A 21,006-nucleotide genomic window follows, 5' to 3' on the forward strand; every position below is an offset into this window, starting at 1 on the left:
CACACGACGACACGAGGAGGCCTCGGACATGAGCCGTTCCTGGGATCTGCGAGGGCGTACCGCCGTCGTCACGGGCGCCGCCCGGGGGCTGGGCGCCGGCCTGGCCCGGCGACTCGCGGAAGGAGGGATGGACGTGGCCCTGCTCGGCCGGGAGGCGGCCACCCTGGAGGCGGTCGCCACGACCCTCCCCGCACGCAGCCACGTCGTCGAGGTGGACGTGACCGACGACGCCGGCCTGCGCCGGGCCGCGGACGAGGTGGCCCGGCACCTCGGCCCCCCGTCGGTCGTCGTCGCCAACGCCGGCGTGGCCGAAGGCGGCCCCTTCGAGACCTCGGATCCGGACACCTGGCGCCGGGTCGTCGAGGTCAACCTTGTCGGCAGCGCCGCGACCGCGCGTTCCTTCCTCCCCGGGCTGCGGGCCACGCGCGGCTACTTCCTGCAGATCGCCTCGACCGCCGCCTTCGGCGCGGCCCCCATGATGAGCGCCTACTGCGCTTCCAAGGCCGGGGCCGAGGCCTTCGCGCGTTCCCTGCGCGCGGAGGTGGCCCACGTGGGCGTCGCCGTGGGCGTGGCCTATCTGCACTGGACGGACACCGACATGGTCCGCGACGTCGACAGCCACACGGTCCTGCGGGAACTGCGCGGACACATGCCCGCACCCGCGCGCCGGGTCTACCCGGTGGACCGCGTCGCGGCCTGGATCGGCCGCGGGGTCGAACGGCGCTCACCTTCCGTCTACGCACCGCCGTGGCTCCGGCTGCTGCAGGCCGGACGCCCGGTCTTCCCCTTCGCCGTCGACTTCCTGTCACGTCGTGAACTGCCGCGTCTCATGGGCGAGCACCGCTTCGAGCAGACCGGCCTGCTCGGCCACGGCGGTCGCATCGAGGAGGCGTCACTCGGCCGTCCCGCCACCGGCCCGGCGGCGGGCGACGGCTCCGGGCGGCCGTGACACGGCGGGCCGGCCGGTTCGTCCGCGCTGACGCGGGGGCGGGGAGCCGGGGGCCGGGGAGCCGGGGGGCCGGCCGGGGCGGCATAGGCTTGCCGCGTGAGCGACGGGCAGGTGAGGGGCAGCGTGACGGAGAACGGGACCAGGACCGATCTGCAGGCCTTCGCGGTGGCCCTGCGCCGCACGATCGGCGAGGCGAACCGTCTGGTGCACGGCTTCGCCTCCGCGGAGAGGCTGCACTCCACCGACGTCCACGCGCTCTCGTTCGTGCTCGATCACCCCGACACCGCCACTCCGGGACTGCTGAGGGAGCATCTCGGCCTGTCCTCGGGCGCGGTGACCGCCTGCCTCGACCGTCTGGAGAAGGCCGGCCACATCCGGCGCAGCAGGGCGGACGACGACCGGCGTGTGGTCCGCATCCACTACGTCCCGGGAGCCAGGGCCGTGGCGCGGGCCCACTTCATGCCGCTCGCGCAGGCGGCGGACCGCGCGCGCGACCGGTTCACGGAGGACGAGCTCGCGGTCGTGCTGCGCTACCTGGACGCGCTGAACGAGGAGCTGGGCGAGCTGCGCGCTCCGCGCCGCTGACGCCGCCCGGCAAGACGTTCTCGCGAGGACGGGCTCCTTTGTGACGGTGCATCCGAGCCGCGCCGGTGCGCGGAAGGGATGGCCGTGGGCATGAGGCGCGGGCGCCGACACGCCCCCTGGTGACGAGGCCCGGTACGGGTCGTGGTTCAGTTTGTTTCCATCATCGAGATAGTTGATGTTCGAGAGACTTGGGGGTCCTGCCGTGTCCACACCCCTGCGGTGGGCGAGCAGACTGCTGCCGTTGCTGGTGCTCGTCGTCTGGCTCGCCGTCGGAGGAGGGCTCGGTCCCTACGCGGGCAAGCTGGGCGAGGTGGCGACCAACGACCAGGCCGCCTTCCTGCCGCGCAAGGCGGAGTCCACCCAGGTCCTCCGGGCCCAGGAGGCGTTCCGCCGGGAGGAGATCCTGCCCCTCCTGGTCGTCTGGACCTCCGGGAGCGGCGGGGCCCTCGATCCCTCCGCACGGCCGGACGCCACCCGGGCGCTGGCCTCCCTGGAGGGCGCCGCCGGCGTGGTCGGCGCCCCTTCGCCGGCCCTCCCCTCCGAGGACGGAGAGGCCCTGCGGGGAGTCGTCCCGCTGCGCCCCGACCTCGGCGACCGACTGCCCGCCACCCTGGACCGGGTCGAGGCGGCGCTCTCCGCCGTACCGGGTACCCAGGTGTGGCTGGGAGGCCCGGCCGCATCCCAGGCGGACCTGCGGGACGCGTTCGCGGGCATCGACGGCCTGCTCCTCGTCGTCGCCCTGGCGACCGTCCTGGTGATCCTGCTCCTGGTCTACCGGAGCGTGCTGCTCCCTCTGGTGATCATCATCGGGGCCGTCTTCGCCCTCGGTCTGGCCTGCGCCCTCGTCTACGTCCTGGCCGACCACGACGTCGTGCGCGTCGACGGCCAGGTGCAGGGCATCCTGTCGATCCTGGTCATCGGCGCGGCCACCGACTACGCCCTGCTGCTGGCCGCCCGCTTCCGGGAGGAGCTCGGCGCGCGGGACGGCGACCGGGTGCCGGCCGTGCGGGCCGCCCTGAAGCAATCGTTCGGCCCGATCCTGGCCAGCGCCGCCACGGTCGCGCTCGGGCTGCTCGCCCTCCTGCTCAGCGACCTCACCAACAACCGGGCGCTGGGCCCCGTCGGCGCCATCGGCATCGGCTGCGCCGTCCTCAGCGCGGTGACGTTCCTGCCCGCCGTCCTGGTCCTCCTCGGGCGGTCCGCCTACTGGCCGGCCCGCCCCAAGGCGACCGCCGGGGACGACGCGCACCCCGTCTGGCGCAGGGTCGCGGCGCTGGTCGACCGCGCGCCGCGCAAGGTCTGGGCCGGTTCCCTGGCGGCCCTGCTCGCCTGCGCCGCCTTCTCCTTCACGCTCGACTCCAAGGGCGTCCCGCTCGACGAGATCTTCGTCAAGGACGCCCCTTCCGTAGCCGCGCAGGCGCGCCTGGGCGAGCACTTCCCCGGCGGCGCCGGCAACCCCGCCGTGGTCATCGCCGACGCCGACGCGGCGGAGCAGGTCAGGGCCGCGGCCGAGGCCGTCGACGGAGTCGACTCCGCGACCCTCTTCGGCGTCCCCGGTACCCGGCATCCGCTCGTCGCCGACGGGCGCGTGCGGATCGACGTCACCCTCGCGGACGCCGCCGACTCCGACGCCGCCAAGCGCACCGTCGCCGCCCTGCGCGGCGCCCTGCACGCCGTGCCCGGCGCCGACGCCCTCGTCGGCGGTTTCACCGCCCAGCAGTACGACACCCAGGTCACCGCCGAGCACGACAGGAAGCTCATCGTCCCCGTCGTGCTGGCGATCATCCTGGTGATTCTGGCCGGTCTGCTGCGGTCCCTGCTGCTGCCCGTGCTCCTCGTGGCGACGGTCGCGCTCAACTTCGTCGCCACGCTGGGCGTCTCCGCCCTCGTCTTCGAGCACGCCTTCGGATTCACCGGAACCGACGCCGCGGTACCCCTGTACGGATTCGTCTTCCTGGTCGCCCTCGGCGTCGACTACAACATCTTCCTCATGTCACGGGTCCGCGAGGAGACGGCGCTGCACGGGACGCGCGAGGGCGTGCGCCGGGGACTGGTCGCCACGGGCGGGGTCATCACCTCGGCGGGAGTCGTCCTCGCCGCCACCTTCGCCGCGCTGGGGGTCATCCCGCTGGCGTTCCTGGTCCAGATCGCCTTCATCGTGGCCTTCGGCGTCCTGCTCGACACGCTGGTGGTCCGCTCGCTCCTGGTGCCCGCCCTCGTCCGGGACATCGGCGCGGCCGTCTGGTGGCCGGGGCCGCTCCGTCACCGGCCCTGACCCGGGGCACTCGTGACGGCCCGGGCGGGCGGCGGGGGCATCACCCAGCGGATCAGCGCGGTGACGGCGAGGCCGCCGCGCCGCGCGAAGGGCAGGAGCAGCCGGATCTTCAGCGGGACGGTGAGGAACTCCCTGGTCCAGGAGGGCAGGAGGTCCACGGCCGCGGCCGCGAGGAGGGCGTAGGGAAGGCGGACCGGCCACGGCAGGGGCGGCGCCGCCAGCAGGTAGCGGGCGGTGGCCGTCGACTCCTCCGTGGCCGCCAGCTCGGGGCGTCGCTGCTCCAGCGCCTCGACGAGGGCGGCCTCGGTCACGGGCGGCCGGACGACGCCGAGCCGCCGGGCGACGGACGCCATGTCCTCGACGTAGGCGTCCCGGCGGGCCTCCGTCAGCGGGGCCCGGCCGTACTCCTGGTACGCCCTCAGGAAGCAGTGGGTCTCGGCGATGTGCACCCAGGCGAGCAGCGACGGATCCGAGGCCCGGTACGGCACCCCGCCGGACGTCGTACCGGTGACCCGCGCGTGCGCCCCGCGCACCCGCTCGACCGCCCGCTCGGCGTCCTCGGCCGGCCCGAACGTCGTCTCCGCCAGGAAGGTGCTGGTGCGCTGGAGGCGCCCCCAGGGGTCGCCGCGGAATCCCGAGTGCGCCCACACGGCGGCCATGGCGAGCGGGTGGAGGGACTGCAGGAGAAGGGCCGCGAGCCCTCCGACGTACATCGCGGCGTCCGCGTGCACGACCCGGATCGGCCGGTCCGCGGCGAACCAGCGGGGACCGGGCGTGCCGTGGATCCGGGCGCGCTTCTCCCGCGCCGTGGGTCCCGCGACCCGCAGCAGCAGCGCCTGCCCGGCCCGTGCGCGCAGCCTGTCGATCAGCACCAAGGACACGGGAACCGCCTCCTCGCCTCACCTACCCCCCGTGCGCCGCGCCCATGCCGGCACGGCCCCCGCCGGCGGCGCCGGCCACCGCTGCTCTCCGGCGCGCCGAAGGGGGCCGCCCGGCGCGCATCCGGCACGCGGGGCAAGGGGGAACCGCGGAGGTAGGCATGTGACACCAGTACGCCGGCGGCGCACCCGCGACCGGCGGCCGAGCAGGGAGGACGCGATGACCGTCGCCGTCGTTCTGTACACCTCCGACCTCCGGGTGCACGACCACCCGCCACTCAGGGCCGCGCTCGAAGGGGCGCAGGAGGTGGTGCCGCTGTTCGTGCGCGATCCAGCCGTGGACCGGGCGGGCTTCGCGGCGCCCAACCGGCTGGCCTTCCTCGCGGACTGCCTGGTGGACCTCGACCGGGCGCTGCGCGAGCGGGGCGGCCGGCTCGTGGTGCGGCAGGGCGACACGGTGTCCGAGGTACGGGCGGTGGTGCGGCAGACCGAGGCCGACGAGGTCCACCTGGCCGGCGGTGTGACGGCCTTCGCCCGGGCGAGGGAGAAGCGGCTGCGCGAGGTCCTGGAGGAGGACGGCTGCCGGCTGTACGTGCACGACGGCGTGGTGGACGTCGTGCCGCCCGGTGACGTCACCCCACAGGGCTCGGACCACTTCGCCGTCTTCACGCCGTACTACAGGCGCTGGGCGGGCGAGCCCCTGCGCACGCCGCTGTCCGCCCCCAGGGCGGTGCCCGTGCCGACGGGCGTACGGTCCGAGCGGATGCCCCGGCGCCCGGCGATCGCGGACGTGTCGCCGGGCCTGGCCACGGGAGGGGAGAGCGAGGGCCGCAGGCGGCTCTCCTCCTGGCTGTCGGCGCACGGTGACGCGTACGGGCAGCGCCACGACGACCTGGCGGGCGACGCCACGTCGCGCCTCTCGCCGTATCTCCACTTCGGGGCCGTCTCCGCCCTGGAGGCCGTGCAGCGGGCCAGGAAGCGCGGCGGCGCCGGAGCGGAGGCGTTCGTGCGACAGCTGTGCTGGCGCGACTTCCACCGCCAGGTGCTCGCCGCCCGGCCCCGGGCGGCGGGCGCGGACTACCGCCCGCGTCACGACCGCTGGCGCCGGGGCGCCGAGGCCGAGGCGGACCTGGCCGCGTGGCGCGAGGGGCGGACCGGCTATCCCGTCGTCGACGCCGCGATGCGGCAGCTCGCGCACGAGGGCTGGATGCACAACCGCGGCCGGCTGCTCACCGCCTCCTTCCTCACCAAGACGCTGTACATCGACTGGCGGGAGGGCGCCCGCCACTTCCTCGGGCTGCTGGTGGACGGCGACGTGGCGAACAACCAGCTCAACTGGCAGTGGGTGGCGGGCACGGGGACGGACACCCGGCCCAACCGCGTCCTCAACCCGGTGCTCCAGGGCAGGCGGTACGACCCGGACGGCGCCTACGTGCGGCGCTGGGTGCCGGAGCTCGCCGGCCTCGACGGCCCGGCCGTCCACGAGCCCTGGCGCCTCACCGGCCTGGACCGGGCCGCCTACGACTACCCGGATCCGCTGATCGAGCTCTCCGAGGGGCTGGCGCGCTTCCGCCGGGCCCGCGAGACCGCCTGAGCCGGGCCGAGCCACCTCCGCCCGCGGTGGCGAACCGATGCGCGCCACCTCGCAGTTTTCGATGCGGAAACGATGCGAGTTGAGCGGCGGGGCCCTTTCGCCGGAGCGTGAGGACACGGAACCGAGGAGGTTCCGCCGGACCGCCGCTCCGAGACCGGCGGTCCGCACGCCCCGGAAGGGCCCGGTGGTCACCCGCGCCACCGCCCGGAGGAGGAACCGTCATGACCGCGCACCGGATGACCGGCCACCTCGCCAGCCCGGCGGAGCCTCGCGCCCATCATGCGCCGCCCGATTCCGCGGCCGAGGACGAGCGGATCGCCCGAGGTCTTGTCCAGGGGGACGAGCGCTGCCTGGACGCGGCGTACCACCGCTGGGGGCGCCTGGTGCACACGCTCGCCGCCCGCGCCCTGGGCGACCCCCGCGAGGCGGAGGACGTCACCCAGCAGGTGTTCGTCGCCGCCTGGCGGGGCCGCGGGAACTTCCGTCCCGACCGGGGAACGCTGCCGGCGTGGCTCACCGGCATCACCCGACGCAAGATCGCCGACGCGCTGACCGCCCGCACCCGGCGCACCGAGCTCACCGCGGCCCTCGGCGCCTCCCTGGAGCACACCGGCGGCTCCCCCGACGGCCCCGAGCGGATCATCGACCGGCTCGTCGTCACCGAGGAACTGGCCAGGCTGCCCCGCGTCCAGCGCGACGTCCTGGAACTCGCCTACTTCGCCGACCTGACCCAGTCACAGATCGCCGACCGCACCGGCATGCCGCTCGGCACGGTCAAGAGCCACGCACGCCGCGGCCTCCTGCGGATGCGCCACAGCCTCGGACCGGTCGCGGCCGGCGGGTGATCCGGACCGTCCGGCAGCGCGTGCGCCGCGAAACGACCGACAGCAGAAGACAGGCCGCCGCCCCGACCGGCGGCGGCCGCCACACGACGGGTGGGAAAGATGAACGGACGGAGCATCGCCGTGGTGGGGGCCGGGGTGGCGGGGCTCACCGCCGCCCACGTCCTCGGCCGCGCGCACGACGTGGTGCTGTACGAGGCCGAAGGACGGCTCGGAGGTCACGCGCACACCCACGAACTGCCGGCCGCGGGCGGCGGGACGCTCCGCGTGGACACCGGCTTCATCGTCCACAACGAGCGCACCTACCCCCACCTCCTGCGGCTCTTCCGCGAACTCGGCGTCGCCACCCAGGACTCCGAGATGAGCATGTCGGTCCGCTGCGACGGCTGCGGCCTCGAGTACGCCGGAGCGCGCGGGCCGCGCGGCCTCCTCGGCGGCGGCAACGCCCTCCGGGGCCGCCACCTGCGGACGCTCGCCGCCGTCCCGCGCTTCCACCGTGCCGCGCGCCGCCTGCTGGCCGTCGGCGACACCGGTGCGACCTTCGCCGACTTCCTGCGGGCGCACCGCTTCCCCGCCCACTTCGTCAGCCATTTCGCCGTCCCCCTTGTCTCCGCCGTCTGGTCCTGCGCCCCGGACACCGCGCTGCGTTACCCGGCCGCCTACCTGTTCCGCTTCCTCGACCACCACGGACTCCTCTCGGTGAGCGGGTCCCCTCGGTGGAAGACCGTCGCCGGCGGCTCGGCGACCTACGTCGAACGCCTCGCGAAGGGCCTCGCCTCCGTACGGACCGCGACCCCCGTCCGCGCCGTCGTGCGAGGCGCCCACCGGGCGACCGTCGTCACCGACGACGGCGAGTCCGCCGAGCACGCCGCCGTGGTGATCGCGGTCCACCCCGACCAGGCCCTGCGTCTCCTGGCCGACCCCACCGAGGCGGAGCGACGCGTCCTCGGCGCCTTCACGTACTCCCGCAACCCGACGGTCCTGCACCGCGACACGAGCCTGCTGACGCGCTCGCCGCACGCGCGGGCCTCGTGGAACTACCGGCTGCCGTCGTGCACCGCCCGTCCGGGAGCCGTGCAGGTCAGCTACGACATGAACCGGCTCCAGCGGCTCCCCGCCGACGAGCCCCACATCGTCACCCTCAACCCCGGCGACCGCGTCGACGAGTCGACCGTCCTGGCCCGCATGACGTACGAACACCCCGTCTACACCGCTGAGTCGGTCGCCGCCCAGCGGCTCCTGCCCCGCCTCCGCAGCCCCGTCACCGCATACGCCGGCGCCTATCACGGCTGGGGCTTCCACGAGGACGGCTGCCGCTCCGGCGTGGAGGCCGCCCGCCACCTGGGGGTGACGTGGTGACGACCGGCCCGGCCCCGCGGCCCGTCCCCGCCCTGTACGCGGCCGAGATCGCCCACACCCGCGTCACGCCGGTCCGGCACGCCCTGCGCCACCGCACCTACCTGTGGCTCGTCGACGTCGACGACCTGCCCGTGCTGCCCCGGCCGCTGCGCCCCCTCGCCCGCTTCGATCCGCGCGACCACTTCGGGGGGACCGCTCCCTCGCTGCGGGCCGGACTCGACGCCTGTCTGGCCGCGCACGGCGTCCGGGGCGCGGACGGGCGGGCGCTGATGCTCGCTCACGCCCGCGTCCTGGGTCACGTCTTCAACCCGCTCACCCTGTACTGGTGCCACGACCGCGACGGGCGGTGCGTGTGCGTGGTCGCCGAGGTCCACAACACCTACGGGGGACGCCACTGCTACCTGCTGCGCCCCGATGCGCGGGGCCGGGCCGAGACCCCGAAGGAGTTCTACGTCTCGCCGTTCCTCGACGCCGAGGGCACCTACCGCATGCGGCTGCCGCTCCCGGGCGAGCGTCTCGACCTGACCGTCCAGCTCCGCCACCCGGACGGGTCCCGCCCCCTGACGGCCACCGTGCGCGGCGCCCGCGGTCCCGCCGGCCCGGGCGCCCTGCTCGCCGCCGCCCTCCGCCACCCCTGGTCGACCGCCGCCGTCTCCGTCGGCATCCGCCGCCACGGCATCCACCTCTACCTCAAGGGACTGCGCGTCCGGCCCCGGCCGCCCCGTACCGCCCCCGCCCAGGAAGGCACATCGTGACCCTCTCGCCTCCCCCGAACGCGCCGTCCGCCGTCCACTTCGGCCGGGTTCCGGCCGACCCGGACCGCTGGCCCGACGTCGCCCGGCTGCCGCGCGCCTCCGCCCTGCGCACCGCCGTCGCCCGCCGCCTCGTGCAGCGTGCCCTCGCCCGGCTGCCCCTGCGGATCGGGGAGGGCGGGGGCGCGCTCCCGGGGCCTTCCCGGTCCGGCGGGAACGGCACGGTGCGCGGCGGGGACCGCACCGTACCCGGCGGGGACCGCACCGTACCGACCCTCACCCTCCACGACCCGTACGCGTTCCACCGCCGGATCGGCGCCGACGGACTGATCGGCTTCGGCGAGTCGTACATGGCCGGCGAATGGGACGCCGACGACCTCGTCGAGCTCCTCACCGTCCTCGCCCGCCACGTCGACGACCTCGTGCCCGCCCCGCTGCACCGGTTCCGGGGCGCCTGGGTGCGGCGCAGGCCCCCGGCGGACCGCAACACCCCGGACGGGGCGCGCGAGAACATCCACCGCCACTACGACCTCTCCAACGAGCTGTTCGCCCTCTTCCTCGACCCGGGCCTCAGCTACTCCTCCGCGATATTCGACCCGCTCCCGGCCGAGCCCGTCCTGCTTTCCGACGGGCAGTTCACCGCCGCCCAGCACCGCAAGATCGACCGGCTCCTCGACCTGGCGGGGGCGGGACCGGGCACCGCCCTCCTGGAGATCGGCACCGGCTGGGGCGAACTCGCCATCCGCGCCGCGGCCAGGGGCGCACGCGTCCGCACCGTCACCCTCTCCGAGGAACAGCTCGCCCTGGCGCGCCGGCGCGTGGCGCGGGCCGGCGTCGCCGACCGCGTCACGGTCGAGCTCCTCGACTACCGCGACGTCCGGGGCCGTTACGACGCCGTCGTGAGCGTCGAGATGATCGAGGCCGTGGGCGCCGAGTTCTGGCCCGACTACTTCGCCGCGCTCCGCCGCCTCCTCGCCCCCGGCGGCCGCGTCGCGCTCCAGGCCATCACCATGCCGCACGAGCGGATGCTCGCCACCGCCCGCACCCACACGTGGATCAGCAAGTACGTCTTCCCTGGCGGTCTGATCCCCTCGCCGGAGGCCATCGCGCGCGGGAGCTCCGCCGCCGGCCTGCGCATCGCCCACGACAGCGGGTACGGCGACCACTACGCCGAGACCCTCCGCCAGTGGCGCGCCCGCTTCCTCGGCCGGGAGGCCGCCGTCGACGCGCTGGGCTTCGACCACGTCTTCCGGCGGATGTGGGAGTTCTACCTGGCCTGGTCCGAGGCCGGGTTCCGCGCCCGCCACCTCGACGTCCGCCAGCTCCTGCTCACCGCCGACGACCACCACGGGCCCGTCGCACCCGGCCCGGCCTCCGGCCCCGCCGACCGGTACGAGGAGACATCGGAGGAGACGTCGTGACTCCCGTCGACCCCGGGGCCCTCGGCCTCGTCCTCGCCGCCTCGGCCGTCACCGCGTGCACCGTCATGCTGGTGGCCTTCGTGACCGGCACCGTCAAGGGGCTGCACCGGATCGTGGACGTCGCCTGGGGAGCCGCCTTCGCGGCCGTCGCCGTGGTGGCCTGGTGCCTCTCGGCCGGCCAGGGCGACGACCTGCGCCGGACCGCCGTGGCGCTCGCCACCGTGGTCTGGGGACTGCGGCTCGCGACCCACATCGCGCGGCGCGGACGCGGCCAGGGGGAGGACCCCCGGTACGCCCGGATGCTCGCGCGGGCCCGCGGCAATCCCACGCTGTACGCGCTGCGCAAGGTCTACCTCCTCCAGGGCGCCCTGGTGTGGCTCGTCTCCCTCCCCGTCCAGGTCGCGGTCCTGCTGCCCGGCCCGCCGGAGGCGACCGTGTGGCTGGGCCTCGGCGTGTGGGCGGCGGGGTTCGCCTTCGAGGCGGTGGGGGACCACCAGCTCGGCCGGTTCAAGGCGGATCCGGCGAACCGGGGCCGCGTCATGGACCGGGGATTGTGGAGCTGGACCCGCCACCCCAACTACTTCGGCGACTTCCTCGTCTGGTGGGGCCTGTACCTGACGGCCTGCGCCACCTGGCAGACCGCCCTGCTGACCCTGGTCTCCCCGCTCGTCATGAGCGGTCTCCTCGTATGGGGCAGCGGCAAGCGGCTCCTGGAGGCCCACATGGCCGACCGTCCCGGGTACGCGGCCTACCGGGCGCGCACCAGCGGCTTCGTGCCCCGGCCGCCCCGTCGCCGGACCGACGCGCAGCGGTCCGGCGACGGCCCGGCCCGGCGGCGGGGGGCGGCTCGCCCCTGAGGCGGTGGTGTCAGCGCTCCGCGCCCGCGGCCGGTTCCCCGTACAGCCGGGCGATCACGTCGAGCGCCTCGCGCAGCCCGTGGGGACGCGCCATGCCGGGAGCCGGCGGCCGGCCGAGCCAGCCGGGGCCCGCGAGCAGCACCAGCGGTGCCGTGCGCGCTCCCCGCACGCCGAAGGCCGTCCCCGCGACGTGCCGGGCCAGGGCGTGGTTCGCGGTGGACCTCGCCTGCGACCAGAGCGCCACGGCGGCCGGTCCCGACCGTCGCACCGCCGCGTCCAGGGCCTCGGCGGGCACCGCGGCGCCGAACATCCTGGTCGGCAGGCCCCGCTCGGCCAGTCCCGCCGCGAGTGCCTCCAGGGGCAGGGTGTGCTGCTCGCCGGGGACGCACGCCAGGACGACGGGAGCGGCCGTGGAAGCCGTCGCCGGGCCGGTCACGGCGGCGCGGCGCAGCGCGGTGGAGACGTGCCAGGAGAGCAGGTGCTCCACCTCGACGTAACGGTCTCCGGACGACTCCCACTTGCGGCCCACGGCGTGCAGCGTCGGGACCATGATCTCCTGCCACGCGGTGACCAGGCCGTGCGCGGCCAGCACCTCCTGGAGCAGCCCTTCCATGGCGGGGCCGTCGAGGCGGACGGCGGCGCGGGCCAGCCCGCGGGCTTCCTGCCGTACGTCGCCCAGCGGCAGGCCGCTCCCGGGTCCCGCGCGGCGGGTCCTCCCGGGAGGCACGCCCGCCGGGGACGCGAGCGTCTCCGGCGTCTCCTCGACTTCGTCCCGAGCGATGCCGGACCGCGCCGAAGGGGCGGCAGCGGCCGCGGTCCGCCCCGCCGAGGGCCGTGCCTGCCGGGCGGCCCTCGCGGCCTCGGCGGGCGGGACGCCCGCGGCCGTGAGACGGCACATCTCGTCGAGCATCGCGATGTCCTCCGGGCTCCACCGCCGGTGCCGTCCGTCCGCGCGCACGGCCGGGCCGATGCCGTACCGCTGGTCCCACGAACGGACGGTGGTGGGGGAAACGCCCAGCCGCCGTGCGACGGCGCCGGTCGTGATCCCGTGAGCCGTATCGGACATGTCACCCACCATACGAGCTCGAGACGATGCGGAAACGATGCGTGAGAGGAGCGGGCCACCGAGGCCGCCGTCGCGCGTGCGCGGCGGACCGGTGTCAGGTGTCAGGAGTCAGGAGTGCCGTGCCCGGCGGCGAGCGGAAGGCGGCCGGCCACCGCGTCGCCCAGCCGCTCGAACTCCGCGCGCAGGAAGGGCTCGGCCAGCCGGGCGAAGCCCTTGAACTGCAACGACGCCCGGTACGTCAGCCGGGTGGCCGTCCCCTCGTCGGCGAAGCGGAGGTCGTCGGTCGCGTGCACCGTACGGTTCTCCCCGACGAAGACCAGCCGCGCGGGCTCGAGCAGGACCAGCTCGTAGTCGAGCTCGGTCTCACGGCCACGGAACCGTGAGGTGTTGCGCCAGCGGGCGCCCGGCCGGACGGCCCCGCCGTCGAGCCGTACGCAGCGGACGGTGCCGGGATCCCATTCCTCGGTGCGCGCGAAGTCCGCCATGTAGGCCACGAGTTCGGCCGGCGGACGGCGCACCACGATGACGCGCTCCACACTGATCACCGTTCGGTCCTCCTCCTGCGTTCCACCCGGGTCCGCGGACCGTCCCCGGCTCCTGTGCTTCCGGCCGGGCGGCCCGGGCGGATGCGCCCGGGCCGTGGCTGCCCCGGTCCGTCTCCGTCGACGGCTCGTCGGCCGTTTTCGCGAGCTCCGCCCGCACGGCCCTTGGCCCCGCGCGCCCGCTGCCCGACACTGAACCGATGACGCAGCGCGTGGATCTCGCGACAGTGATGGACCGGCTCGCCATCGACGACCTGGTCACCGGTTACGCCGTGGCCGTGGACGACTCCGACTGGACCGCGTACCGGGCGCTGTTCGCCCCGGAGGGGCGCGCCGACTACCGCGGCTCGGGCGGCATCGAGGGGCCCGCCGCCGAGGTCGCCGAGTGGCTGGCCGGGACGATGCGGCTCTTCCCCGTACGGCAGCACCTCATCGTCAACCGCAGGATCCGCATCGATCACGTCGACGGCTCTCCGGGAGACACCGCCACCGTGCGCGCCGACTACGTGAACCCCATGCGGTTCGAGTCCGGCGAGGACTTCGTGTGCGGCGGCAGATACGGCTTCGCCGTGCGCCGGGTGGACCGCGACTGGCGGCTCCGCTCGGTGGTCGTCGAGGAGAAATGGCGCCGGATGTGAGGGCGTCGGCCCGCCGGCGGGCCTCGTCGCGCGCACACTGGAGGCGACACCTGGAGGCACGGCATGCGGATTCCGTTCGCCCGCCGGCCGGCCGCGGCCGGGACGACGGCGGCACCCGTCACTGTCCCTGTCACGGAGGCCGGAACCGAGGGGGACGCGGGCGGAAGTGAGCGCACAGGCCCTGGCGCGGGCCGCGGCCGTGGCCCGCGCGTCCCGCGTCGGGGCCGGGGGGTCGGGCGGTCTGCCGGTGCCCTCGTGCTCGGGGCTCTGCCCGCGCTCGCCTTTCCCGAGCCCGGGCTGTGGTGGTGGGCGTTCCTCGCGCTCGTGCCCTGGCTGCTGCTGATCCGCGGCGCTCCGGACCCGCGCCGGGCCGGGTACGACGGGTGGTGCGGCGGCTTCGGCTTCATGCTCGCCATGCACCACTGGCTGCTGCCGAGCCTGCACGTCTTCCTGCCGGTGATCGCCGCGCTGCTCGGCCTGCTCTGGCTGCCGTGGGCCCGGCTGGTGCGGGTGATGCTGCGGGGCACGCCGTCGCCGCGCCGGGCGGCGGCCGCGCTGTTCGTGGTGCCCTCCGGCTGGCTCCTGGTCGAGCTGGTCCGCTCGTGGCAGGGCCTGGGCGGTCCGTGGGGGCTGCTCGGGGCGAGCCAGTGGCAGGTGCCGGCGGAGCTCCGGCTCGCCGCGGTCGGCGGCGTGTGGCTGGTGAGCTTCCTGGTGGTCGCCGTGAACACGGCCGTCGCGCTGCTCGTCGCCGTGCCGCGGCTGCGGCTGGTCGCGGTGGCCGGGCTGGCCGGCTGCGCCCTGGTGGCCGGCCTCGGCTGGTGGGCGGGGGCGCCGCCGCGCGACGCGGGCACGGTGCGGGTCGCGGTCGTGCAGCCCGGAGTGATCGGCCCGCCGGGTCAGCGCTTCGACCGGGGCGAGGAGCTGACCAGGCCGCTCGCCGGGCAGCGGCTCGACCTGGTGGTGTGGGGCGAGAGCAGCGTCGGCGCGGACCTGGTCTCCCGGCCGGACTTCGCGGCCCGGCTGACCGCGCTCTCCCGCGCCGTGGACGCGCCGCTCCTGGTGAACGTGGACGCCCGCCGCTCCGACCGCCAGGGGATCTTCAAGAGCGCCATCCTGGTGGGTGCGGACGGGCCGACGCGGGACCGCTACGACAAGATGCGGCTCGTCCCGTTCGGCGAGTACGTCCCGGCCCGTGCCGTGCTCGGCTGGGCCACCTCGGTCGGCAAGGCAGCGGGCGAGGACCGGCGGCGCGGCACGGCGCCGGTCGTGATGACGCTGCCCGCCACGGCCGGGACCGGGCCGGCGGGGCTGCGGATCGGGCCGCTGATCTGCTTCGAGACCGCCTTCCCCGACATGAGCCGCCGGCTCGCCCGGGACGGCGCCGACGTGGTCGTCGCGCAGTCGTCGACCTCGACGTTCCAGGACAGCTGGGCGCCGGCCCAGCACGCCTCGCTCGGCGCGCTGCGGGCGGCGGAGACGGGGCGGCCGGTGGTGCACGCGACGCTGTCCGGGGTCAGCGCCGCGTACGGGCCGGACGGGCGGCGGATCGGCCCGGTGCTGGGCACCGGCAGCAGTGCCGCCGCCGTCTACGAGCTGCCGCTCGCCCGCGGCGGCACGCCGTACGAACGGCTCGGCGACTGGCCGGTGTACGGGGCGGTGGCCGTGACCGTCCTCGTCGTCGTGGCGAGCCTGCCGTGGGGCGGCGGGCTCCGGCGGTTCCGGCGGGACCTGGACGCGGACGAGCCTCCGGGCACGGCCCCGGACGCGGGCACGGCCTCGGGTGCACGCCCGGGCCGGGGCCAGGGTCCGGATTCCTCGGCGCGGTGACGGCTCAGTAGGCCTGGGGGCGGTCCTGCGGCGGGTTCTGGGACCGGTCCTGGGACAGCGCCTCGCGCACCACGTACTCGCACAGCTCGTGGGTCCGCAGCGCGTCCCGCGCGCTGAGTCGGCGTCCCTCCCGTACGTCGTTGAGGAAGGCGAGCACGGCCTGCTCGATGCCGCGCTGACGGGCCACCGGCACCCAGTCGCCGCGCCGCCGCACGCTCGGCTGGCCCTTGTGGTCGATGATCTCGGCGAGGTTGAGGACCTGCCGCTTGGTGTCCTGGCCCGAGACCTCCAGGATCTCCTCGGTGGAGCCGTTCAGCCGGTTCATGATGCCGATGGCGGTGAAGCCGTCCCCGGAGAGCTGGAGCACGACGTGGTGCAGCAGGCCGTCGCGCATCCTGGCGCGCACGTCGGTGTGCTCGACCTCGCCGGGCAGCAGGAAGCGCAGGGTGTCGACGACGTGGATGAAGTCGTCGAGGACGAAGGTGCGCGGGTCCTCGGGCAGTCCGATGCGGTTCTTCTGCATGAGGATCAGTTCGCGCGGGTGGTCGAGGCACTGGGCGTAGCCGGGCGCGAGCCGGCGGTTGAAGCCGACGGCGAGACCGACGCCGCGCTTCTCGGCGAGCTCCACCAGGGCCTCGGACTCGGCGTACTCGTAGGCGAGCGGCTTGTCGACGTACGTGGGCACGTCGGCCTCCAGGAGCCGGGTGACGATCTCGGCGTGCACGGAGGTCGGCGCGTGCACGAAGGCGGCGTCGAGGCCGGCCGAGATGAGCGAGTCGAGGTCGAGGTGGCGCTGCCCGGCGGGCAGGTGGAGGCTGTCGCCGACCGCGTCGAGGGTGGCGGGCGTGCGGGTCTGGAGGTGGAGTTCGACCCCGGGAAGGGTGGCCAGGACGGGCAGATAGGCCTTCCGCGCGATGTCGCCGAGTCCGATGCAGCCGACCTTCACGGGGTCTCCTTCTAGTTCGTCGCGGTGCGGGCGTTCCTGGTGCGGGCCTGCGCGTTCCGGTGCTCGCGGTGCGGGCGTTCGCGCCGGTCAGCTTACGCGGGACGGCTGGGCGGCGACCGGCGGCCGCCAGTCCGCGATGCCGTCGAAGCCGCGGAGGACGAGGCCGGGCCCGAAGCGGGAGACGGCGGTCACGGCGGCGTCGCGCAGGGCGACGGCGGGACGGGCGGAGAGCAGCGCGAGCCGGCCGGTGCGGGCGGCCTTGCGCACTAGGGCGGTGGTGCGCGGCAGCCGGTCGGCGGTGTACGCGGCGAGCGCGGCCGGTACGGGCAGGCCGCCGCCGACGTGGTGGGCGAGGACGACGGCGTCCTCGATCGCCTGGTTGCCGCCCTGGCCCAGGGTCGGCTGCATGGCGTGGGCGGCGTCGCCGAGGAGGGCGGTGCGGCCGGCGTGGAAGGCGGGCAGCGGGTCGATGAGGTGGTGGACGTCGTGGCGCAGGACCGTGGTCTCCTCGGCGGCGTCGAGGATCGCGGGTACGGGGTGGTGCCAGTCGCCGAACAGCCGCAGGAGTTCGGCCTTCTCCCCGTCGGGCGCGTGGGCGCCGGCGGGTGCCGCGGCCATGGCGTACGCGTAGACCCGGCCGTCCTTGAGCGGCTGGCTGCCCCAGAGGCGGGCCGGGCCCCAGGTCTCGTGCGGGGCGAAGGGCCGCTCCGGCGCGGGGATGACGGTGCGCCAGGTGGTGAAGCCGGAGTAGCGGGGTCCGGGATGCGCGGGGAAGAGGGCGGTGCGGGCGGCGGAGCGGATGCCGTCCGCGGCGACCAGGAGGTCCGCCTCGATCTCGCCGTCGGGGGTGGTGACGCGGGCGGGCCGCCGGGGGTCGCCGGCGTCGGCGAGGGCGGCGGGGGTTCCGGTCCGGACGGTGCCGGCGGGCAGGGCGGAGACGAGCAGGTCGACGAGGGTGGCGCGGTGCAGCAGGACGAGCGGGCCGCCGAAGCGGGCGGCGGCGGCGCCGGCGTCGGTGCGGGCGAGCCAGCGGCCGTCGGGGCGCCGCATGCCGCCGTCGCCCTGCCAGGCGGCCAGTTCGCGGATCGGGTCGCCGAGGCCGATCACGTCGAGGGCGCGGAGGGCGTTGGGGGCGAGGCCGATGCCGGCGCCGACGGGGGCGAGGCCGTCGGCGCGTTCGAGGACGGTGACGTCCCAGCCGCGTCCGCGCAGGGCGATGGCGGCGGTGAGACCGCCGATGCCTGCTCCGACGACGACCGCACGGTGTTGTTCCATGACTCCCCCTCGGGGACGACGGGACACGAGGACGACGACCACTCACCGCGGACTACAGGTGTAGTGACCTCTTCACCGTACTACAGCTGTAGTCGAAGTGGCAGCGGCAGGTCGCATAGGTTGGTGCCCATGACCGCTGCACCCGCTCCCGACGCCCCGCTCAGCCGCGCCGACCGCATCGGCGACGCCGCCCTCGACCTGCTCGTCGAGCGCGGGATGCGCGGGCTCACCCACCGCGCCGTCGACGAGCGGGCCGGTCTCCCGCAGGGCTCCACCTCGAACCACGCCCGGACCCGGCAGGCCCTCCTGGAGACCGCCGTACGGCGCCAGGTCCAGCACGAGGCGGCCGTCCTCGCCCCGCACGAACTGCCCGCCGCGGACGCCGGTCCCGACGGGCTGGCCGACGCGCTCGCCCTCGCCCTGCACCGCTATCTGACGGACCACCGGGCGCTGCTCGTCTCCCGCTACGAACTCGCTCTGGAGGCCACCCGCCGCCCGGAGCTGCGCTCCTTCTTCGACTCCGCGGGAGCCGTCTTCCACGGCCCGCTGATCGCGATGATGCGCGCGGCCGGCTCCGCCTCCCCCGAGCGCCACGCGCTCTCCCTCATCGCGTGGAGCGAGGGCCTGATGTTCTCCTGCGCGGCCGGCTCCTTCCACGCCGCCGTGCCCAGCCGCGCGGAACTGCGGACCGGCTACGACGAGCTCCTGCGCGGCATGCTGGGCCGGTGACCCCTCGTCACGTCCCTGGCCGCGGCGGGCGTCTTCGGCCAGGATGCCGCTCATGACTGCCGAACGCACCGAAACCACCCCGCGCGTCGAGCCCGGCACCCTCACCGGTGAGCGCGCGGCCCTCGAACAGTGGCTCGACTACCACCGGGCCACCCTGGAGATGAAGTGCGCCGGGCTCGACGACGCCCAGCTGCGCACGGCCTCCGCCCCGCCCTCGGACCTCAGTCTGCTCGGTCTGGTCCGGCACATGGCCGAGGTCGAGCGCGGCTGGTTCCGCCGGGTCCTCGCGGGCGAGGACGCGCCCTGGATCTACAGCACCGAGGAGGACTTCGACCGGGACATCCGCGTCAGCGACGAGGACACCTGGGAGGAGGCCCACGCCACCTGGCAGGCCGAGATCGCCAGGGCCAGGATCCTCGCCGCCGGGCACGGACTCGACGACGTGGGCGCCGGGAAGCACCGCTCCGGCGAGACGTTCAACCTGCGCTGGATCTACCTCCACATGATCGAGGAGTACGCCCGCCACAACGGCCACGCGGACCTCATCCGCGAGGCCGTCGACGGTGCCACCGGCGACTGACGCCGGGCTCCCACGGCCGCGGCGGGTCCGGGTCAGCCTGCGCGCGATGATCACTCATGCGGGGCATTCCCCGCGAGTAGGGGAGCGCGGGAGACGCGCCGAGCTGCAGAGTGGCGCGGGTGCGTAGAACCCGAACCACAGTGACGCTGCTCGCGGGGGTGGCGATGGCCGCCCTCTCGGGCTGTATGGCGGTCGAACCGCCGCCCTCGGTCCCCTCGCCCGCCTCCCCCGGCAGTCCGGCCTCCGCCGACGGCCCGGACGTCGCTCCGCAGATCGTCCAGGGCCCCGCCCGGGAGGCGCTGGAGGCGGCGATGCCGGATCCTCCGGAGCCGGAGCCGCGCTCGGCCGTGGAGCGGCGACGGGTCGAGGGCGGGCAGGCCCCCGACCGGCCCCGCCGCGGCGAACAGCCCCGCCCCTCCGCCGTACCGAAGCAGCAGAAGCCACGGCATCCGGCCGCCGAACCGCCGGACGTGCCGAGGGTTCCGCGCGACCGGGCCGAGGTGTGCGCCCTGGGCCAGGCGTACGGAGGCTGGAGCCCGGACAGCCCGCAGGCGAAGCTGTGCCGGGGCCACCACGGCCACTGAGCCGGCACCCCGGGGACGCCGGGAGCGGCCCCTACGAGCGCCGCTCCCGGAGCCGTAGCTCGAGCCGCTCGATCGCGGCCCGCACCCCGTTGCCGTAGCCGTCGTCGTCCAGCACCACGGAGGCGGCACGGGCCCGGTCCAGATGGACCCGGGCCGCGTCGAGGCGGTCGAGCTTCACGTAGTCGGCGGCGAGGTTCAGGTGGAGCGACGGGTACAGCGCCCGCAGCGCCACCGCCGAGTCGTGCCGGGCGAGCCGGTCCTCGTCGAGGCCTTCGGCGGCGGTCAGCGCGCGCAGGTCCCAGGCGAGCTCGGTGTCCGGGTCGTCCTGGGCGTCCGCCATGTAATGGGCGAGCGTGCAGCGGTGCAGCGGGTCGCCGTCCGGCCCCAGCTGGTCCCAGATGGCGCCGAAGCGGTTCCGGGCCTCCTCCCGGTCGCCGCCGTGGAGCAGCATCATCGCCTGCCCGATCCTGGTCATGACGGCGTCGTCCGACACCTGCTGCCCGGTCATCACGGCCTCCACGCGTTCGGTCCCCCTCCGAGCCTGCCGGATCCGGCGCCCCGTGACCGCACACGGCGCGCCGGATCCGGGTGAGGTCAGCCGAGGTCCGGGATGCGCCAGTCGATCGGCGCGTGCCCCTGGGCGGCGACGGCCGCGTCGATCTGCGTGAAGGGCCGGGAGCCGAAGAACTTCTTCGCCGACAGCGGCGAGGGGTGGGCGCCCTTCACCACCACGTGCCGCTCCTCGTCGATGAGCGGGAGCTTCTTCTGGGCGTAGTTGCCCCACAGCACGAAGACGGCCGGGTCGGGGCGGGAGGCGACGGCCCTGATGACGGCGTCGGTGAACTTCTCCCAGCCCTTGCCCTTGTGCGAGTTGGCCTCGCCGGAGCGGACCGTGAGCACCGCGTTGAGCAGCAGGACGCCCTGCTGGGCCCACGGCATCAGATAGCCGTTGTCCGGGATGGGGTGGCCGAGCTCGGCCTGCATCTCCTTGTAGATGTTGCGCAGCGAGGGCGGGGTCTTGACGCCCGGCCGGACGGAGAAGCACAGGCCGTGGCCCTGGCCCTCGCCGTGGTACGGGTCCTGGCCCAGGATGAGGACCTTCACCTGGTCGAAGGGGGTGGCGGCGAGGGCGGCGAAGACCTCCTCGCGCGGCGGGAAGACCGGCCCCCTGGCCCGCTCCTCCTCGACGAACTCGGTGAGCTCCTTGAAATAGGGCTGCTCCAGCTCCTCGCCGAGGACGCCGCGCCAGGACTCGGGCAGCAGGTCGGTGTCGGTCACGTCAGGATCCTCCGGTGGGCGTTCGTTTA

21 protein-coding genes are annotated in these 21,006 nt (G+C 75.2%); 14 read left to right on the forward strand and 7 right to left on the reverse strand.

The annotated features are described in order from the left end of the window. Window positions 1–28 precede the first annotated feature (28 nt). The 3 genes from ACFVGS_RS03440 (at window position 29) to ACFVGS_RS03450 (ending at window position 3,809) form a co-directional block, all read left to right on the forward strand. Window positions 29–949, forward strand: coding sequence for an SDR family oxidoreductase (locus ACFVGS_RS03440; protein WP_385689926.1), 921 nt, complete (start codon window positions 29–31; stop codon window positions 947–949). A 96-nt stretch (window positions 950–1,045) separates the two neighbouring features. Continuing rightward, window positions 1,046–1,534 carry a MarR family winged helix-turn-helix transcriptional regulator gene (locus ACFVGS_RS03445; RefSeq protein ID WP_384416014.1) on the forward strand — a complete coding sequence of 163 codons (489 nt, stop codon included), beginning with the start codon at window positions 1,046–1,048 and terminating at the stop codon, window positions 1,532–1,534. Between the two features lie 202 nt (window positions 1,535–1,736). Further along, complete coding sequence (locus ACFVGS_RS03450) at window positions 1,737–3,809, forward strand: MMPL family transporter (protein ID WP_385689929.1); 2,073 nt, start codon at window positions 1,737–1,739, stop codon at window positions 3,807–3,809. On the opposite strand, the gene ACFVGS_RS03455 is transcribed toward ACFVGS_RS03450, so the two are convergent. Next, window positions 3,797–4,690 (reverse strand): oxygenase MpaB family protein, encoded by an 894-nt coding sequence (locus ACFVGS_RS03455; RefSeq protein ID WP_385689931.1) that lies wholly within the window; start codon window positions 4,688–4,690, stop codon window positions 3,797–3,799. The two genes, ACFVGS_RS03450 and ACFVGS_RS03455, sit on opposite strands and share 13 nt — an antisense overlap. 217 nt (window positions 4,691–4,907) lie before the next feature. Here ACFVGS_RS03455 and ACFVGS_RS03460 point away from each other — a divergent pair, with 217 nt between their 5' ends. The 6 genes from ACFVGS_RS03460 to ACFVGS_RS03485 all read left to right on the forward strand — a co-directional run bounded on the left by ACFVGS_RS03460 (window position 4,908) and on the right by ACFVGS_RS03485 (window position 11,512). Further along, window positions 4,908–6,281 (forward strand): cryptochrome/photolyase family protein, encoded by a 1,374-nt coding sequence (locus ACFVGS_RS03460; protein ID WP_384416022.1) that lies wholly within the window; start codon window positions 4,908–4,910, stop codon window positions 6,279–6,281. Between the two features lie 221 nt (window positions 6,282–6,502). After that, window positions 6,503–7,126 (forward strand): sigma-70 family RNA polymerase sigma factor, encoded by a 624-nt coding sequence (locus ACFVGS_RS03465; protein ID WP_385689934.1) that lies wholly within the window; start codon window positions 6,503–6,505, stop codon window positions 7,124–7,126. 99 nt (window positions 7,127–7,225) lie between these two features. Continuing rightward, window positions 7,226–8,482, forward strand: coding sequence for an NAD(P)/FAD-dependent oxidoreductase (locus ACFVGS_RS03470; protein WP_385689937.1), 1,257 nt, complete (start codon window positions 7,226–7,228; stop codon window positions 8,480–8,482). Further along, window positions 8,479–9,237 (forward strand): DUF1365 domain-containing protein, encoded by a 759-nt coding sequence (locus ACFVGS_RS03475; protein WP_384416031.1) that lies wholly within the window; start codon window positions 8,479–8,481, stop codon window positions 9,235–9,237. Before ACFVGS_RS03470 ends, ACFVGS_RS03475 begins: the two co-directional genes overlap by 4 nt. Beyond that, window positions 9,234–10,655 (forward strand): class I SAM-dependent methyltransferase, encoded by a 1,422-nt coding sequence (locus ACFVGS_RS03480; protein WP_385689940.1) that lies wholly within the window; start codon window positions 9,234–9,236, stop codon window positions 10,653–10,655. The genes ACFVGS_RS03475 and ACFVGS_RS03480 overlap by 4 nt, the downstream gene beginning before the upstream one ends. 65 nt (window positions 10,656–10,720) lie before the next feature. Beyond that, on the forward strand, window positions 10,721–11,512 hold the full coding sequence (locus ACFVGS_RS03485) for a DUF1295 domain-containing protein (RefSeq protein ID WP_384416176.1): 792 nt from the start codon (window positions 10,721–10,723) through the stop codon (window positions 11,510–11,512). Window positions 11,513–11,522: 10 nt separating this feature from the next. On the opposite strand, the gene ACFVGS_RS03490 is transcribed toward ACFVGS_RS03485, so the two are convergent. Then, a complete protein-coding gene (locus tag ACFVGS_RS03490) occupies window positions 11,523–12,578 on the reverse strand; it encodes a MerR family transcriptional regulator (protein WP_384416034.1) in 1,056 nt (351 codons plus the stop codon). Window positions 12,579–12,679: 101 nt separating this feature from the next. Beyond that, a complete protein-coding gene (locus ACFVGS_RS03495) occupies window positions 12,680–13,123 on the reverse strand; it encodes an SRPBCC family protein (protein ID WP_384416036.1) in 444 nt (147 codons plus the stop codon). Window positions 13,124–13,320: 197 nt separating this feature from the next. Here ACFVGS_RS03495 and ACFVGS_RS03500 point away from each other — a divergent pair, with 197 nt between their 5' ends. Both ACFVGS_RS03500 and lnt read left to right on the forward strand, forming a co-directional pair. After that, window positions 13,321–13,758, forward strand: a complete 438-nt coding sequence (locus tag ACFVGS_RS03500; protein WP_384416039.1) for a nuclear transport factor 2 family protein — start codon at window positions 13,321–13,323, stop codon at window positions 13,756–13,758. A 63-nt stretch (window positions 13,759–13,821) separates the two neighbouring features. Then, window positions 13,822–15,585, forward strand: coding sequence for an apolipoprotein N-acyltransferase (gene lnt / locus ACFVGS_RS03505; RefSeq protein ID WP_385689945.1), 1,764 nt, complete (start codon window positions 13,822–13,824; stop codon window positions 15,583–15,585). Window positions 15,586–15,589: 4 nt separating this feature from the next. On the opposite strand, the gene ACFVGS_RS03510 is transcribed toward lnt, so the two are convergent. Both ACFVGS_RS03510 and ACFVGS_RS03515 read right to left on the reverse strand, forming a co-directional pair. Beyond that, window positions 15,590–16,531, reverse strand: a complete 942-nt coding sequence (locus tag ACFVGS_RS03510; protein WP_384416045.1) for a Gfo/Idh/MocA family protein — start codon at window positions 16,529–16,531, stop codon at window positions 15,590–15,592. An 87-nt stretch (window positions 16,532–16,618) separates the two neighbouring features. Continuing rightward, complete coding sequence (locus tag ACFVGS_RS03515; RefSeq protein ID WP_385689948.1) at window positions 16,619–17,806, reverse strand: FAD-dependent monooxygenase; 1,188 nt, start codon at window positions 17,804–17,806, stop codon at window positions 16,619–16,621. Between the two features lie 129 nt (window positions 17,807–17,935). On the opposite strand from ACFVGS_RS03515, the gene ACFVGS_RS03520 reads away from it, so the two are divergent. From ACFVGS_RS03520 to ACFVGS_RS03530, 3 genes are all read left to right on the forward strand, one after another. Beyond that, window positions 17,936–18,535, forward strand: a complete 600-nt coding sequence (locus ACFVGS_RS03520; RefSeq protein ID WP_385689951.1) for a TetR/AcrR family transcriptional regulator — start codon at window positions 17,936–17,938, stop codon at window positions 18,533–18,535. A gap of 43 nt (window positions 18,536–18,578) precedes the next feature. Next, on the forward strand, window positions 18,579–19,115 hold the full coding sequence (locus tag ACFVGS_RS03525; protein WP_385689954.1) for a DinB family protein: 537 nt from the start codon (window positions 18,579–18,581) through the stop codon (window positions 19,113–19,115). A gap of 119 nt (window positions 19,116–19,234) precedes the next feature. Then, window positions 19,235–19,699, forward strand: coding sequence for a hypothetical protein (locus ACFVGS_RS03530; protein WP_384416057.1), 465 nt, complete (start codon window positions 19,235–19,237; stop codon window positions 19,697–19,699). A gap of 31 nt (window positions 19,700–19,730) precedes the next feature. Here the strand turns inward: ACFVGS_RS03530 and ACFVGS_RS03535 are convergent, their stop codons facing one another. Together ACFVGS_RS03535 and ung are read right to left on the reverse strand one after the other, a co-directional pair. Next, window positions 19,731–20,207 (reverse strand): hypothetical protein, encoded by a 477-nt coding sequence (locus ACFVGS_RS03535; RefSeq protein WP_385689957.1) that lies wholly within the window; start codon window positions 20,205–20,207, stop codon window positions 19,731–19,733. 86 nt (window positions 20,208–20,293) lie between these two features. Then, the gene (gene ung / locus ACFVGS_RS03540; protein WP_384416062.1) at window positions 20,294–20,977 is read right to left on the reverse strand and encodes a uracil-DNA glycosylase; all 684 of its coding nucleotides are present in this window, start codon (window positions 20,975–20,977) and stop codon (window positions 20,294–20,296) included. Between the last annotated feature and the right edge of the window lie 29 nt (window positions 20,978–21,006).

This window comes from Streptomyces sp. NPDC127114 (assembly GCF_042677525.1).
Lineage (GTDB): Bacteria > Actinomycetota > Actinomycetes > Streptomycetales > Streptomycetaceae > Streptomyces.